We start from the raw sequence: 16,469 nt of genomic DNA, 5'->3' as shown, positions 1-16,469 counted from the left end.
CGTTTATTTCAATCTTTTTTTATTCCCTTCCGCAACATCCGCTGCTTCTGGATCCCTTCGTTTCCGTTTGGGATTGCAAAGGTAGAAAAACTTTTTTAATCCGCAAGAAAAATAAAATCTTTTTTTTTCTTTTGTTTTACCGGTTTAGTTCGCTTAAAGCTTTCTTAAACCCCGTTTTTCCCATTCCTTCAATTCTAATCTCTCTTCACCTTTTCGCCCTGCTTCCCGTCCTTCCGAACCGGGCTGCAAAGGTAGCAATCTTTTATTCAATCGCAACTTTTATTTGAAAATAATTGCCGCTCTCTCTTTTCAACCACTCTCCTCAATTCCTCTTCCTCCGAAGCGGGTTGCAAAAGTAGAAAAATTATTCAAAACAGCAAAACCAACAAACCCTTTATTTCACCTAAACATCCTAACAGCATGGTTTTCAAGCTCAAAAAATAAATCATAACCCCAAACTTTTTTAGTCAATGGGTGTTTGGGGCAATCTACAAGGGATTTTTAATTAATATGGCTTGGCTTTTTCATGCAAGAAAAGCAAAAAAGGAGTAAAAAGATTTATAAAGAGCGCCTGAATTGGTTTAAAATTTATTCAGGTGCATACTATATATATGCTAGCTTTTCTTTTTCAAGATATAATGGCGATCATTAATATCTTTATCAGAACCTATTGCGTAAACCTGAAAAAGGTCATAACCGTACTTTTTCATAATACTAATAAAATCTAAAGCAGATTTATATTCTAGTTTTTTTTCTTTATCATCTCTAATTAAGGCATCATCGGATGAATCTATTTTTTGTCCGTGCTCTACTAAAATAAAAACTTTGCCTCCAAATGCACCTCGCATCTCTGAAACATCGACGTATTCAGACTGAATATCACTTAAACGAACACCGCCTACAGTTTGTGCCTTACTTTTGGAAAATGCAAGGCACGCAGCTATTGCTGCTAAAAGGATTACTTTTTTCATTTTTGTTTCTTTTTGTGTGTACACTAAAGTTAAACATAATCTGGCATCACTTTTATATCATCCGTAACAATATTAATCTTTGATGATCTTAAAATAAAAGCATAGCATGAATTTTATAGGCAATATTATCTGGATCATTTTTGGCGGTTTCTTTATCTTTTTAGAATATATTTTCGGCGGCTTGATTCTCTGTCTAACTATTGTTGGAATTCCTTTTGGTTTACAATGCTTTAAATTTGCAATAGTTGGTTTGGCACCTTTTGGGGTAAAAATTAGGGATACATCATCAAACACTGGATGTTTATCAACCATTATGAATATTATATGGTTATGTTTTGGGGGATTTTGGATTGCATTAACTCATTTGGTATTTGGACTTTTGTTGTGTATTACTATTATAGGAATCCCTTTTGGGCGCCAACATTTTAAATTAATGAATTTAGCATTTACGCCTTTCGGAAAATCAATAAGCTGAGTTTTGTTATTTAAACCTGACCGACAGCGTTATCCGCGATTTTTCAGCGGGATTAAGCAAAGGGCGGGGCTACTTTGACCAATAAGCATTGACTTTGCTTTTCTAATAATCTTTTTGAATTAAACCGATGGCTTTCGAATGTTCAATTGCTTCGGCACTATTATTAAACAAACAGGTTTTTACATTTTTAGATTCAATTTGCTCCATTAATATTTTAGTATCACTCTCTTTCTCCTGGCGAATGTTACGGATATAAACTGCTTCTATATTTTCAGGATATTTTTCTACTATAGTTTTATATATGATAGGGTCTTGCTGGCTATTATCTCCAAAGAAAATAAATTTCTGATTTGGAAAAGCGTCAAGAATCCGCATTACCCGCAGCAATTTTCCTTCATGACCAGTTTTGCCGGTTCTAAATAAATCTTTCCAGCGTTTAATTTGATTCAATAAAAAAGCGCCATCGGGTAATTTATTAAACCTAAATGTTTCAACTAAGTAATCGTAAAGATTCCATTCGCTGCTGCTTACATAAAAAAATGGATTGGGTTGATTTTTATGGGTATGCGATAAAGCCAGTTGCTGATAATGGCTTGCAACCTGCGGGAAGGTTTTTCGGGTACGGGGATTTTTAATAAAAAGCTCTCGCAATCTCCTGCCTATGGTAGCAGAATGGGAAACCATAACAGTATCATCTACATCAGAAATAAAAGCGTATTGGGTAATGTGGGGCACATAAACTTTGCCTTCGCCCACATTTATGATTTCATTTTTATCATCAAGTGCTTCTATAAGTACGTTGTGCCATCCTGCAGGAACATCCTGCTCTGCTGCCCATTCGAATTTAAAAAAGCCATCGTTTTCAGTTTTATTGTAAATTGTTTGATTAAAAAAATGTAATCGAACCTGAACAAATGGGTAGGGTTTCAAAATAAAGAGCTTAAAAAGATGTACAATATTAACCCATAAATTATCGCTATAAATTTGCTCCGCTTTTGCCCTTTGCTTAAAAACGTGGCCATAAACGACCAGATTTTGCTTATGCCCATAACCGTGATAAACCTTTACAATTACTTTTTTATTCATTATAAGTAAAACAGACCTGGTGCAAAGTTGTTTTGGAAGTACCACAACAGGTTATCCAAATGAAATTATTATTCATCATAAACCCGGGTTCGGGCAGCCATAATACAGATTTAACAGCATTAATTTCTAATCATTTTAGGCAACGGGAAACTGTTGTAGATTTATTTGAATTGCCAGAGGATTGTTCAATAGATAAAATTAAGGAAAAAATTAAGCAGGCAAAGGCTGATCGTGTAATTGCGGTTGGTGGCGATGGAACACTCAAATTGGTAGCTGAATGTCTTTTAAAAACAGATACTCCTATCGGGATTATCCCGGCAGGATCTGCTAATGGAATGGCAAAAGAATTGGGCATTCCGACAGACTTGAGTCAGGCATTGGATTTGGTAGAAAGTGGCATTGAGCAAAAGATACATGCTATAAAGCTAAATGACGAATTGTGCATACATCTTTCTGATTTGGGTTTCAATGCTTATTTGGTTAAGAAGTTTGACAGTTTATCAGAACGGGGCATGTGGGGCTATGCAAAAGCTACCTGGCATGCACTATGGAACCATAAAAGGATGGATGTTGAATTAAATTTAAAGGGTGAGCAGGTTAAATCGGCCGCAGCTATGGTTGCTATTGCTAATGCGACAAGGTACGGAACGGGGTTAAAAATAAATCCTGATGGCAAATTGGACGATGAACTTTTTGAAGTGGTTTTGGTTAAGGACTATTCTTACCTAGAGATTTTAAAGATATGGGTTACCAACCTGCCTTTTAATCCGAAGAAAATTGAGGTTTTTCAAACTTCTGCCGTAAAAATTACTTCCAGGCATAAAGCACATTTTCAGGTTGATGGTGAATATATTGGAAAGATAAATACTGTTGAAGCTAAAATTTTACCAGCAGCAATATCTGTAATCGTGCCCAAAATTAATTAAGCAAGTACTTTCTATGAATTTTAATTGTAAAGTACAACCTGAAGAACTCTGCGATAAAGCATATTCTAAATAAAATATCGAACCAACGTTCTCCAAGATTAAAATATTCGGGCAGGAAAGTGATAAAACCAATAGAAAATATCCAAACTACAAGTCTAAAAGGAAACTGAATGTAATAGGCAATAAAGCCAAATTTTTTAAACAGCATTAATCCTACAGCTGAAATAAAAAGAGATGCGAATAAAGGAAGCATCAGAATAACTTTTGCTTGTGAAAGTGTTTCGTGTGGAATTTCGTTGAGATGGGTAATGATTTCCCAAAATTGCTTACCTAAAAGCGCAATGGAAATGATATCTAAAAAGGCAAAAAATTTAATGGTATATCTCATTTATTTACAGTACTGGGCTATATATTGATCGGCTTTATTACTTCCAACGTGTTTAACAAATAAGAAATCATCGCAAGCGCCAGACTTATCTCCTTGTTTTATTTTTTTCAAACCATCCTTAATTCTATCGTCCAAATATTCATCATCAATCCCTAATTGCTTTTTGATTGCTAAAATTTGTATTTCTTGTCCGGGTTTGGCTTGATCGACATTTTTATAAAAGTTTAAAACTACATCCGTTAATCTTTCATCTGTTTGGTATGCCGTAATTGCATTTTGAATATCTGCATTACTTTTATTGTCGCAATCATAACCAGATAATTTAAAGTTAACTGGAACAACTACCACTACCGTAGAATCGTATCCTTCAGGGATTTTCCATTTACCTGAACTTAGGCGAATTAATCGTAATGCTTCATCATTAAGTTCGGTAATAATGCCCGAATTTACTTTTGATGAACGTACATTTCCTTGATTATCGAGCTTAAAGCTTACGTTTACAGTACCTTGAATGCAGTTATATTTTGAAAAGCGTGGGTAAATTGTATTCTCTTTTATGAAGTTGGCAAAACCATTCTTACCATTTTTAAATTGCAATTGTGCCATGGCCACTGTGCAGCAAAAAATTAAGCAAAGGGTTAATAACTTCTTCATTAAGCTAATTTACGTAAAAAGGCTGAAAGCAGATGACATTAAACAAAACTGTGTTTATAGCTAATTTTTAAAAGTATATTCTAAAATCGAATTCGGGTTTGGGCAGTTGGAAAGGTATTTATTGCGCTCCGTAAATTTACAAACACCAGGATAATCACCTTTTAGTCCTTGCATATTTTTTATAATCTGAAAATGTAAATGCGGTGGCCAATTCCCGTTTTCTTCATTAATGCCAAGTTCAGCTATTTTTTGTCCGGCAGGAATATATTTTCCTTCTTCAAGCTCACCAAGCGAAGCTAAACTTAAGTGCCCGTATAATGCGAAAAACTGAAAGCCATCAATATTATATTCTAAAATGATAGTTGCGCCGTAATCTCCATAATGATTATTATTTGCAAAGCTATGAACTTTAGCAGCATAAAAATTATAAATAGGAGTGCCTGTAGGTGCCCAAATATCAACGCCTAAATGTAAACGACGAGGTTCTTCTTCAGTATTGAAATGTTCGCTTCTTGAATAAATGGTGCGATGCTCATTATAGCCTCCAATACCATATTTAGCGTTATTAGAGGTTAGATTTTGGTTAATCCAATTTGAAAACAAATCGGTATTATTCAAAATTTCATTTGTTAATTCTGTATTAGCAGCAGTAAAATCTAATAGGAATAACCGATCTTTTGATCCATCAAAATCAACTACTTTACAAATAGAGGCTGCATGTTTCTTTATTAAATTATGAAAATCGTTCATTTAATTAAGCGATGTTAAAAATATAAACGTAGTTATAAATGTAATGAGATAATGCGCCACCGATTACAAACAAATGCCAAAGTTCGTGACTGTGCATATATTTTGAAAGTGGTTTATCTTTTGCGTAATAATAAGTACCACCAATATAAAACACACCACCAATTAGCAACCAAAAAATAGCGCCTATTGGCAGCGTACCGAGCATTTTTTGTAGTAAGGGTACAATTAGGCAGCCCATTAAAATATAAATAGCTAAAGATATAACGGTACTTTTTAAACGGTTAAAAATTTTAAGTAAGCACCCTACAATAGCAATAAGCCACACAATTGCGAACAAACTCCACCTTAGCCAACCATCAAAAACGAGTAAAGCTGTTGGGGTGTATGAGCCGGCTATCATTAAATAAATACAGCAATGATCAAACTTTTGCCAGAAACGGATACCATATTCGGTATTTGGGTAGCCATGATACATGGAACTTACCCCAAATAGAATGAACGTACCGATGCTATATATCCATGCAGCGCTAAATTCAATGGGTGTAGTACATTTTTGGAGCAAAAAATAACCTGCCGGAATTGCAATTAACGCCGGTATAAAATGAGTAAAGAAATTTACTGGCTCTCTTAAGCTTCTCACAAAATACTACTCGTTATCTTCTTCTTTTTGTCTTGGCTCTTTAGCAATCTTTTCGAAAAGATCGTCCATACGTTCAACATATTCGTTGGTATCATCAACAAAAAAGGTAAGTTCTGGAATAACCCGAACCTGATGACGGATGCGGCTACCTAATTTATATCTGATTTCGCCGGCATGTGCATTAACCGTATTAATCGATAATGTGGTGTTATTAGTATTGAAAAAGCTTAGATAAACTTTCGCCACAGCCAAATCTGGCGATACCCGAACCCGGGTAATGGTTACTAGTGTATCTGGTAAAAATGAAGTTCCTTCTCGCTGAAAAATCTGTGCTAACTCCTCTTGTATTACTCCCGCAAATTTCTGCTGACGTTTACTTTCCATAATTTTATTTTTGTGTGTTTTAAATCTCTGGAAGATTAAATCACCTGTTTAATTTGTTCGCCTTGCTAAACTCGGCGCAACAATACTTATTTAATATAACAAATTATCGTAAGGATACCTAGCTGTATGTGCTGCTTTAACCTTATCGTACAATAATGTCTTAAATTCTTCTATATTTTCCTTTTCGGTGGCTGAGATAAATAGAACCGGAATTTTATCATGACTCATCCAGCTGTTTTTAAATTCTGAAAGGGACAATTTACCGTCATCTTCAGGATCATTTACTTCTGGCGAAACATAAGCATCGATTTTATTGAAAACCAAGATCATATCTTTATCAATTGCACCAATATCTTTCAAGGTTTCATTAACAGTATTTATTTGATCTTCGAAATTTGGGTGCGATACATCAACTACGTGAATTAAAATATCAGCTTCGCGAACTTCATCCAACGTAGATTTAAAACATTCTACCAAATGGTGAGGTAACTTGCGAATAAATCCAACGGTATCTGATAGTAAAAAGGGTAGATTATCAATCACTACCTTACGAACAGTTGTATCCAATGTTGCAAATAATTTATTCTCTGCAAACACTTCTGATTTTGCCAACATATTCATAATGGTAGATTTGCCCACATTGGTGTAACCCACTAATGCAACGCGTATTAACTGGCCACGATTTTTACGTTGTGTTTCGTTTTGCTTATCTATACTTTTAAGACGTTCTTTAAGTAAGGAGATTTTATTTAAAATAATCCTTCTATCACTTTCAATTTGTGTTTCACCCGGGCCACGCATACCAATACCACCTTTTTGGCGCTCTAAGTGCGTCCACATACCTGTTAAACGAGGCAATACATATTGCAATTGTGCAAGTTCTACCTGCGTTTTTGCCTGAGCTGTTTGTGCCCGGTTGGCAAAAATATCTAAAATGAGGTTACTTCTATCTAAAACCTTTGCACCTAATTCACGCTCAATATTTCTTAATTGCGATGGTGATAATTCATCATCAAATATTACGGTATCAATTTCTTCTGATTTTACATAAGCTTTAATTTCTTCAAGCTTTCCTGTACCCACAAAGGTTGCCCTTTCGGGTCTCAACATTTTTTGTGTAAAAACCTTCTCCACCACTCCTCCGGCTGTATCTACTAAAAAAGCCAGTTCATCTAAATATTCTTTTGTTTGGGCATCCTTTTCTCCTGGCGTTACTACGCCAACTAAAATTGCCCGTTCCTGCTTAATAGCAGTATCATAAAATTTTTGTTTTCCCATGTAATTAGAGCAAATATACAAAACTCGAACGCATCCAATGAATATATACTATGCGGGATGCTGCCTGATTAATAATTTTAATTATCTATTACAAACTATATAAGATTGATAAAAGTTTTCTGATTTGATGCTTTGCGTTGTATTTATAATCGTTTGCAATCAGTTTAGAACTGAAATTAAACAAAAAATGGCTGCCTCATAATCAGGCAGCCATTTTTTTAGTATAATATTATGATTTAGTAATCATATTTATGTGTGTAGTCTTTATTTACATCTACAGTAACATTTTGGTCATCTGTTACTACTTTACCGTTAACTTCAGCTTTATAGCTCATGGTATAAGCGCCACCAAAATTAATACATTGAATACTGGTTGTTACCACATCTAATGGGATTACAGATTCTATAACGTAGGTTTTTGTAGTTCCGGTAAAATCATCTTTACCTAAACTAACTGCAGTTTCATTGTTTTTTGTTACGCCGTTTACCTTCCAAACGGTTTTACTATTTTTATAATCGGCACCAACAAGTACAAACGAAGCATAATCTTCACCTGTTATACCATTAACAGTAATGGTGAATTTAACATTTTTGCCTGAGCCTGAAGGGTTTTCTGGGGAATCGCTATCTTTTTTGCAAGAAAATAAAAGGGTTACGCTTAAAATAAAAGCAAGTGATAAAAGTTGTTTTGTGAATCTTTTCATAGATTTTTTTTTAGTTAGAAAATTAGTTACCTAAAAAATCCCAAAACAAACACTATGCCAATTGGCTTACAAAAACGTGACATTTGCCCTTAAAAAAGGCTAAATCTTTGTAACAAATTCTTTAATCGCCAACCCTGGGCTATCTGTTTTCATAAAGTTTTCACCTATTAAAAAACCGTTAAAACCTGCTGATTTTAAATCTCTTATTGTTGCTGGATCACTAATTGCGCTTTCAGAAATTTTCAAAAATTGATCGGGTATTTTATTTACTAAATCGAAAGAAGTTTGAATATCAACCGTAAAATCTGCAAGGTTCCTATTGTTTACTCCAATTGCATCCAGTTTAGGACAAATACTTCTTTCTAACTCTTCCTGGTTGTGCACTTCAAGTAAAACATTTAAACCTAAATTTTGTGCAAATGTTCCAAAATCAATAATTTGCTTGGGTGTTAAAATAGCGGCAATTAAAAGAATAATATCTGCTCCCCAGGCTTTTGCTTCCAAAATTTGATATTCATCGATCATAAAATCCTTACGAAGAATTGGAATTTCATTAGCGGCTCTTGCGGCTAGTAAATCATCAGCTTTACCACCAAAAAAATCTACATCCGTTAAAACAGATAAGGCTGATGCTCCTGCTGTATTATAAGCTTTTGTAACTTCTGCAACATCTGCAGTACCATTAATTAACCCTTTTGATGGCGATCTACGTTTAAACTCAGAAATAATTCCGGTTCTATTTTCAGCCAATAAAAAATCCTTAAAAGAATATGGATTACGCTTAAAGTGAATTGATTTTTCTAAATCCTTTACCGACACCAACTGCTTTGCATTTGCAACTTCTTCTTTTTTACGTAATACGATTTTATCTAAAATATTCATATTTTCCATTGTTCATGCGAAACTCGTTTCAGCATTCACTCAAATTAATTTGTTTATACAATCATTATGAAAACACATTAAAAAATTGCTTGATGCTTCATAATGACTTTTGCTTGCGCAATAACGCAAAGAGATCACTAGTTTGTTAACCAGTTTTCCATCATTTGTTTACCATGTTCGGTTAATACACTTTCTGGGTGAAATTGTACTCCTCTTACATCTAAAGTTTCATGCCTTAGCGCCATAATTTCGTTTTTATGATCTCGTGCAGTTATTTTTAAGCATGAAGGGAAGTCATCTTTACTTACAACCCAACTGTGGTAACGCCCTACATTTATGGTTTGTGGGCATTCCCAAAACAAAAACTCATCGCCATCTACCACGGTAACAGGCGTTGCAATGCCATGCATGGGCCTACCAAGGTTTAAAAGTTTACCTCCAAATACTTCGGCAATAGCTTGTTGACCCAAACAAACACCAAAAATACTTTTAGTTTCTGCATAAGTTTTAATTACATCAAGTAATAAACCAGCTTCTTCAGGGATACCTGGCCCAGGTGAGAGCAATATTTTATCGTATTGCGCAACATCGGCAATATTAAATTTATCGTTTCTCCAAACTACGGCTTCGTAACCCACTTCGTTAATTAAATGAACTAAGTTATAGGTAAAACTATCGTAGTTATCAATTACCAAAACTGTTTTATTATTTATATTTCCCATCTTATTTCTAACTCAAAATTGTTAACCTATATTCCTTCGGCCATTTCTATAGCTTTACGTAAGGCAGCTATTTTATTATTTACTTCTTGCATTTCTGTTTCAGGTACCGAATCTGCAACAATGCCTGCCCCTGCACGGTAATGTAATTCGTTATTTTTACTCATAAATGTTCTAATCATAATGGCATGATTAAAATCTTCGTTAAAGCCCATAAAACCAATTGCACCCGCGTAAAAATTACGACCAAGTTTTTCGTTTTCGTCGATTAGCTGCATGGCTTTGTATTTTGGTGCACCGCTCAAAGTTCCTGCCGGGTAGGTATCTGCAACCACTTTAAAAGCAGTTACATCTTCTTGCAAATGTCCACTCACCTTGCTTACCAAATGGATTAGGTGCGAATAGTATTGAACTTCTTTAAATGATTTAACTTCTACACGGTTGCAATGTCTACTTAAATCATTTCTGGCCAAATCTACAAGCATCACATGCTCGGCACTTTCTTTTGGGTCTTGCTCTAACTTACGGGCTTGTTCTGCATCTTCAATATCGTTTCCACTACGTTTGAACGTTCCGGCAATAGGAAAAATATTAGCGGTATTATTCTTTATAGTGATTTGTGCTTCGGGCGATGAACCGAACAATTTAAAATCACCGTAATCAAAATAAAATAAATACGGCGATGGATTTATAGAACGTAAACAGCGGTACACATTAAACTCATCACCAGAAAAAGATTGTTTAAAGGCTCTTGATGGTACAATTTGAAATACATCACCACGGAAAATATGTTTCTGTAATTTTTCTACCAATTGCATAAACCCTTCATCAGTTAAATTTGAAGTTTCTTCGCCTCTAATTTGGAATTTATATTCAGGGTAATTTTTATTCTGAATCAGGTACTCCATTTTTTCTAATCCACCTTCTTCCTCACCTTCAAAAGTATTTTTAAATAAAGTGATTTCGTTTTTAAAATGGTCTATTGCAATAATGTAGCGATACAGATGATATTGCATTTCTGGAATTTCTTCGCCCTCTGGGGTTGTAGAATGAAACTTAATATCTTCGAAATGTTGTACGGCATTCCAGGTAAAATAACCGAACAATCCACTAGAAATAAACTTAATCTCTGGAAGTTCTGTTTCTTTAAATTTATTTTTAAAGGCAGTAATTTCTTCAGTTAAGTTTTCGCTGTCTTTAATTTCTACTGTTCCATCCGGAAAATAGGTTTCTAATCTATTATTTTTAAGGATAATTCCGGCCACGGGATCAGCGCAAACAAAACTCATGGAGTTTTCGCGACTGTGGTAATCCGAGCTTTCCAGTAAAATACTATTTGGATAAACATCGCGAAGGCGCAAATAAATACTTACCGGCGTTGTGGTATCGGCTAATAATTTTTTATAAGTGGTATTTATCTTAAACATTTTCTTTTTATCATTATCATTATTACGAAGTTTATTTTGGTAGCACCTCGCAATAATGGATTTATTACAATTATTTTTATAAGTAAAAAGCCCGACGTGTGGTTCTACGTCGGGCTTTAATGGTTCTTTTAATAAGGTTTAGGTTGATAAACTATATTTTGCATACGCAGCCGGCGCAATCCTTTTTTGAATTACTTTGCCAAAGCCATGTATGTGTATTTCTATTCATCTGCAGCAAAAATATAAATATTTTTAAATAAGCGAAATATTTTTTAAAATTTATGATACGCCAAAGAATGTTCTGCCGGGAACACTTTTAGTCATTAATACAATTGAAACAACAATTATAATTAAAGCTAAACCAAAGAAAATAGCAATTGTACGGTGTTTTGATACTGCATCTGCAATCTTTTTCGATTTAGAATTTCCAACGGTAATTAAGATAATTGCAACAATCATCATGCTGATGTGTTCCATTTTAAAATAGCGAACTGCTGGTGCTCCTGCACTACTTAATTTATACCAACCTTCACTAAAATAAAGTACTAGGCCTATTAATAATTGAATGTGTGCACTAATTAGGGTAAACACATTTAGCTTTCTATCTCCTTCTGTATAAGGTTTATTGCCCAACCATCCTGATAGAGCTTTTACAACTGCAATAATCAGTAAAAGGAAAACAACATAGCGCCATCCAGAGTGCGCACTTTTTAAAATATCATTCATATCTAAAATTTCTATTATCCAAAAATAGACATTAATTGTAAAAAATAGGTTAATAAGCAATGGCAACGCTTATTTATATTAGTTTTAAACAAAAAAACCCTAAACTTATTATGAAGAAAATTTTACTCGCCATTGTGCTGGTATTTTCTACTACAATGCTTTTTGCACAGCAGGGCACTTACCCGGTTAATGGATCTTTTGATACCCGCCCCGGAATGTTTGCCTTTACTAATGCAACTATTGTGGTAAATGCCACCCAAACCTTAACAAATGCTACACTTTTAATTAAAGGCCAAACCATACAGGCGGTTGGCGCTGGTATTGCGATACCAAAAGGTTATGTAGTGATTGATTTAAAAGGAAAATTTATTTATCCATCTTTAATTGATGCTTTCTCTAGCTATGGCTTACCAGAAACGGCTACGCAGGCCAGAGGTTTTGGAGGCAACCGCCAATCAATTTTTACATCAACTAAAAAAGGTGCTTACAACTGGAATGAAGCAATAAGACCCGAAACTTCTGTTAAAAATATTTTTAGTGCCGATAGTAAAAAGGCTGATGAATTACGTAAGGTTGGTTTCGGAAGTGTAAATGTTATTAACCGCGACGGGATTGCACGCGGTATTTCTGCCGCAGTAACGTTAAACGATGGTGCAGATAACAATGTGTTTTTAAAAGATCAAACCGCAGCCAATTATTCTTTCAACAAAGGTTCGTCATCCAATGATTATCCAACTTCTTTAATGGGATCTATAGCTTTATTGCGCCAAACTTATTATGATGCGCAATGGTACAATAAGCAAAAAGAAGAATACAACATTTCGCTTGAGGAATTTGGCAAACAACAAAACATGCCACAGATTTTTGAAGCCGATGGCTGGGCAAATGTTCTTCGTGCTGATAAAATTGGTAAGGAGTTTGGCAAGCAATACATTATTAAATCTAACGGAGATGAATACCAAAGAATTAATGAAGTTAAAGCTACGGGCGCTACGTTGATTATTCCTTTATCTTTTCCTAAAGCTTACGATGTGGAAGATCCTGCAGAAGCCAGAAACATTACTTTAGCGCAAATGAAGGCCTGGGAAATGGCACCAGCTAATGCCGCTGCTCTGGAAAAGGCAGGAATTAAGTTTGCTTTAACCGCCTTTGGCTTGGAAAATAGTCGTGATTTTTGGGCAAATATTCGCACTGCGATAGAAAATGGATTAACAGAAAAACAAGCATTGCAATCGATAACCGAAATTCCGGCTTCCATTTTAGGCATCAGCGATAAAGTGGGTTCACTGGAAAAAGGTAAAGTGGCTAACTTCCTTATTTCATCTGATAATATATTTAAAAACGGAAACATTATTTTCGAAAACTGGGTACAAGGCAAACGCTTTATTGTAAATAAAATTGATGTTGCTGATGTACGTGGCGTATACAATTTAAATGTTGATGGCATTGGTGCACTAACCTTAAAAATTAGCGGAACAGGTGGTGGCTCGGTTGCAGCCATTGAAAGAACTGGAGTTGATAGTGTTAAAACCACAGCTACTTTTAATCGTAATGGTGATTGGGTAAGCATTAATTTCAACCTGAAGAAAAACCCCAAAGGTGATGTACGTTTAAGCGGTTACCTGACTGCTGCAAATCCATTAACTTTTAAAGGCGAATCTGCCCTTGCTGATGGAACTACAGGAAAGTTTACTGCAAATTATAAAGAAGCTTCAAAAGAAACCCCGAAGCGTGAAGATCCTAAAGCCACTTTAGCAATGGGTACTTTGCTTTATCCTTTTGGTGCTTTTGGAAATGCCGAATTGCCGAAGGCAGAAACTGTTTTGCTTAAAAACGGTACTGTTTGGACTAACGAGAAAGAAGGGATTTTGCAAAATGCAGATGTACTTTTAGAAAATGGAAAGATTAAAGCGGTTGGTAAAAATCTTCCGGCAGGAAATGCTAAAATAATTGATGCTACAGGAAAACACATTACACCGGGCATTATTGATGAGCACTCTCACATTGCTGGTTCTGGTGGTATAAATGAGGGTGCGCAATCGGTATCTGCCGAAGTGCGCATTGCAGATATCATCAACTCCGAAGATGTAAACATTTACCGTCAGTTGGCGGGCGGTGTAACAACTTCTCACATTCTTCATGGTTCTGCAAATCCAATTGGGGGCCAATCGCAATTAATTAAATTACGTTGGGGTAAATCGCCAGAAGAATTAAAGTTTGCAGGCGCAGATGGTTTCATCAAATTTGCACTGGGCGAAAATGTTAAGCAAAGTAATTTCGGTACCGGACAACGTTTTCCCGTGACTAGAATGGGTGTTGAGCAAACTTATATTGATGAGTTTACGCGAGCTAAAGAGTATGAAAAAGCGATGGCGGTAAAAGGAAATACCGTTCGCCGTGATTTAGAATTGGATGCCATTGTTGAAATTTTAAACAACAAGCGCTTTATTACCTGTCACTCTTATGTACAAAGTGAAATTAACATGTTAATTCATGCTGCAGATAGTATGGGTTTTAAAATAAATACGTTTACACACATTTTAGAGGGTTATAAAGTAGCGGATAAAATGAAGGCTCACGGCATTGCCGGTTCTACGTTTTCTGATTGGTGGGCATATAAAAATGAGGTTGCAGAAGCCATTCCGTACAATGGAAAAATTATGCATAATGTTGGTATTACCACTGCATTTAATTCTGATGATGCTGAAATGGCTCGTCGTTTAAATCAGGAAGCTGGTAAAGCTGTTTTATATGGTGGTGTGCCCGAAGAAGATGCTTTTAAATTTGTAACCCTTAACCCGGCAAAAATGCTTCATATTGATAATAAAGTGGGTAGTTTAAAAGTGGGTAAAGATGCTGATGTGGTTATTTGGTCTGCCGATCCTTTATCTATTTATGCAAAAGCAGAGAAAACTTTTGTTGATGGTATTGCTTACTGGGATATTGAAAAAGATGCTCAGGTAATTAAAACGCAACAAATTGAAAAAGCCCGTCTGATTCAAAAAATGTTAGAAAGTAAAAGTAAAGGCGGTCGCACACAACGCCCTGTTGGCGATGCACCACGCTTATACAATTGCGAAACTTTAGAAAATTATTCAGCTGAACTAACCGAACAAGAACATGCACACTAATATTAAACCTTATATATTCAGTTTGGTGCTTTCGGCATCGAGCCTGATCTGCTTTGCACAAGCCAATATTTCTCCAGCAAAAAAACAAAGCAAAACCATCGCCATTACAGGTGCAACCGTGCATGTAGGTAATGGAACGATAATAGAAAATGGAACCATCCTTTTTGGAAATGGTAAAATTATATCTGTAACCGCCAACGGACAAGTACCACAGGATGATGTAATGCGAATTAATGCCAGCGGTAAACACATTTATCCGGGTTTTATTGCTGCAACAACCAATCTTGGTTTAACAGAAATTGAAGCGGTAAAGGCAACTCTTGATTTCCAGGAAATAGGTGATTATAATTCGCACATTCGTTCTATTGTTGCTTATAATACGGATTCAAAAGTGCCAGCCACTTTACGTAGCAATGGTATTTTAATGGCTCAACCAACACCGCAGGGCGGAACAATATCAGGAAGTTCATCTGTTGTGCAGCTTGATGCATGGAACTGGGAAGATGCAGCTATTAAAACTGATGATGCCATGCACATGAGCTGGCCAGTTACGCCACGTTTTAGAGGTGGTTTTGGTAGACCTCAAGTTTCTGCAGAAGTTTTAGCTGAACGTACGCAAAGTATAATTAACCAATTAACTTCCTTTTTCGCAGAAGCCAAGGCTTATAGTGAAATAGCGAAACCCGAAGTAATTAATACCCGTTTCGAAGCTATGAAACGTGTTTTTACAGGTTCAGAGAAATTATTTATCTCTGCCGATAGCCAAAAAGATATTGTAGCAGCTGTAAACTTTGCCAAAAAATTCGGCATTACACCCGTAATTACTGGTGCTGATGAGGCTTACCTGCTGATTGATTTCTTAAAAGACAATAACATTAGTGTAGTGGTTAAACAACCGCATGCCTTACCCAACAACAACGATGACGATGTAAATATGCCCTATAAAAATGCTGCAGTTTTAGCCAATGCAGGGATTAATGTTGTGGTTAGTATAGATGGTTACTGGCAACAACGCAACTTGCCATTTATGGCCGGTACGGTTTCTACATGGGGCTTGGATAAAGAAAAAGCACTTTCTACTATTACCTTAAATGCCGCTAAAGTAATGGGAATTGATAAAACCACTGGCAGTATTGAAAACGGAAAGGATGCAACTTTCTTCATCTCTGCAGGAGACGCTTTAGATATGAAAACCAATAAAGTTGAGCAAGCATTTATTCAGGGGAGAGATATTAACCTTGATAATTTGCATAAACAGCTGGATAAAAAATTTAGCGATAAATATGCTTCAGACAAGAAGTAGGAAATAATTAAACTAGTTCTTTTTT

17 protein-coding genes are annotated in these 16,469 nt (G+C 35.5%); 4 read left to right on the top strand and 13 right to left on the bottom strand.

Annotation, left to right across the window (positions count from 1 at the left end):
• Positions 1-614: 614 nt before the first annotated feature.
• Positions 615-971, bottom strand: coding sequence for a hypothetical protein (locus EHC72_RS14890; protein ID WP_131538512.1), 357 nt, complete (start codon positions 969-971; stop codon positions 615-617).
• A 106-nt stretch (positions 972-1,077) separates the two neighbouring features.
• Between EHC72_RS14890 and EHC72_RS14885 the strand changes: the two genes are divergently transcribed.
• Positions 1,078-1,446 carry a YccF domain-containing protein gene (locus tag EHC72_RS14885; RefSeq protein ID WP_131538511.1) on the top strand — a complete coding sequence of 123 codons (369 nt, stop codon included), beginning with the start codon at positions 1,078-1,080 and terminating at the stop codon, positions 1,444-1,446.
• A gap of 102 nt (positions 1,447-1,548) precedes the next feature.
• Here the strand turns inward: EHC72_RS14885 and EHC72_RS14880 are convergent, their stop codons facing one another.
• Positions 1,549-2,532, bottom strand: coding sequence for an App1 family protein (locus EHC72_RS14880; RefSeq protein ID WP_131538510.1), 984 nt, complete (start codon positions 2,530-2,532; stop codon positions 1,549-1,551).
• 59 nt (positions 2,533-2,591) lie between these two features.
• On the opposite strand from EHC72_RS14880, the gene EHC72_RS14875 reads away from it, so the two are divergent.
• The gene (locus EHC72_RS14875) at positions 2,592-3,458 is read left to right on the top strand and encodes a diacylglycerol/lipid kinase family protein (protein ID WP_131538509.1); all 867 of its coding nucleotides are present in this window, start codon (positions 2,592-2,594) and stop codon (positions 3,456-3,458) included.
• Here EHC72_RS14875 and EHC72_RS14870 read toward each other — a convergent pair.
• The 11 genes from EHC72_RS14870 to EHC72_RS14820 all read right to left on the bottom strand — a co-directional run bounded on the left by EHC72_RS14870 (position 3,451) and on the right by EHC72_RS14820 (position 12,010).
• Positions 3,451-3,846, bottom strand: coding sequence for a hypothetical protein (locus EHC72_RS14870; RefSeq protein ID WP_131538508.1), 396 nt, complete (start codon positions 3,844-3,846; stop codon positions 3,451-3,453). The genes EHC72_RS14875 and EHC72_RS14870 overlap by 8 nt on opposite strands.
• Positions 3,847-4,500 carry an energy transducer TonB gene (locus EHC72_RS14865; RefSeq protein WP_131538507.1) on the bottom strand — a complete coding sequence of 218 codons (654 nt, stop codon included), beginning with the start codon at positions 4,498-4,500 and terminating at the stop codon, positions 3,847-3,849.
• A gap of 60 nt (positions 4,501-4,560) precedes the next feature.
• A complete protein-coding gene (locus EHC72_RS14860) occupies positions 4,561-5,250 on the bottom strand; it encodes a peptidoglycan DD-metalloendopeptidase family protein (RefSeq protein ID WP_131538506.1) in 690 nt (229 codons plus the stop codon).
• 4 nt (positions 5,251-5,254) lie between these two features.
• Positions 5,255-5,890, bottom strand: coding sequence for a PAQR family membrane homeostasis protein TrhA (trhA, locus tag EHC72_RS14855; protein ID WP_131538505.1), 636 nt, complete (start codon positions 5,888-5,890; stop codon positions 5,255-5,257).
• Positions 5,891-5,896: 6 nt separating this feature from the next.
• The gene (gene rbfA, locus EHC72_RS14850) at positions 5,897-6,274 is read right to left on the bottom strand and encodes a 30S ribosome-binding factor RbfA (RefSeq protein WP_131538504.1); all 378 of its coding nucleotides are present in this window, start codon (positions 6,272-6,274) and stop codon (positions 5,897-5,899) included.
• Between the two features lie 90 nt (positions 6,275-6,364).
• Positions 6,365-7,552, bottom strand: coding sequence for a GTPase HflX (hflX, locus tag EHC72_RS14845; RefSeq protein WP_131538503.1), 1,188 nt, complete (start codon positions 7,550-7,552; stop codon positions 6,365-6,367).
• Positions 7,553-7,788: 236 nt separating this feature from the next.
• Entirely contained in the window at positions 7,789-8,256 is a 468-nt protein-coding gene (locus EHC72_RS14840) for a hypothetical protein (protein ID WP_131538502.1), read from the bottom strand.
• Positions 8,257-8,355: 99 nt separating this feature from the next.
• A complete protein-coding gene (gene trpC, locus EHC72_RS14835) occupies positions 8,356-9,138 on the bottom strand; it encodes an indole-3-glycerol phosphate synthase TrpC (RefSeq protein WP_131538501.1) in 783 nt (260 codons plus the stop codon).
• A gap of 137 nt (positions 9,139-9,275) precedes the next feature.
• On the bottom strand, positions 9,276-9,860 hold the full coding sequence (locus EHC72_RS14830; RefSeq protein WP_131538500.1) for an anthranilate synthase component II: 585 nt from the start codon (positions 9,858-9,860) through the stop codon (positions 9,276-9,278).
• A gap of 26 nt (positions 9,861-9,886) precedes the next feature.
• Positions 9,887-11,284 (bottom strand): anthranilate synthase component I family protein, encoded by a 1,398-nt coding sequence (locus EHC72_RS14825; protein WP_131538499.1) that lies wholly within the window; start codon positions 11,282-11,284, stop codon positions 9,887-9,889.
• A gap of 279 nt (positions 11,285-11,563) precedes the next feature.
• Entirely contained in the window at positions 11,564-12,010 is a 447-nt protein-coding gene (locus EHC72_RS14820; protein WP_131538498.1) for a cytochrome B, read from the bottom strand.
• A 110-nt stretch (positions 12,011-12,120) separates the two neighbouring features.
• On the opposite strand from EHC72_RS14820, the gene EHC72_RS14815 reads away from it, so the two are divergent.
• Entirely contained in the window at positions 12,121-15,141 is a 3,021-nt protein-coding gene (locus tag EHC72_RS14815; protein WP_131538497.1) for an amidohydrolase family protein, read from the top strand.
• Entirely contained in the window at positions 15,131-16,444 is a 1,314-nt protein-coding gene (locus EHC72_RS14810) for an amidohydrolase family protein (RefSeq protein WP_131538496.1), read from the top strand. The genes EHC72_RS14815 and EHC72_RS14810 overlap by 11 nt, the downstream gene beginning before the upstream one ends.
• Positions 16,445-16,469 lie beyond the last annotated feature (25 nt).

The organism is Pedobacter nototheniae, from assembly GCF_004335085.1.
In the GTDB taxonomy this organism is placed as follows: domain Bacteria; phylum Bacteroidota; class Bacteroidia; order Sphingobacteriales; family Sphingobacteriaceae; genus Pedobacter; species Pedobacter nototheniae.
The sequence above is the reverse complement of the archived record's forward strand: the minus strand, read 5'-3'. Positions and strand labels throughout refer to the sequence as shown.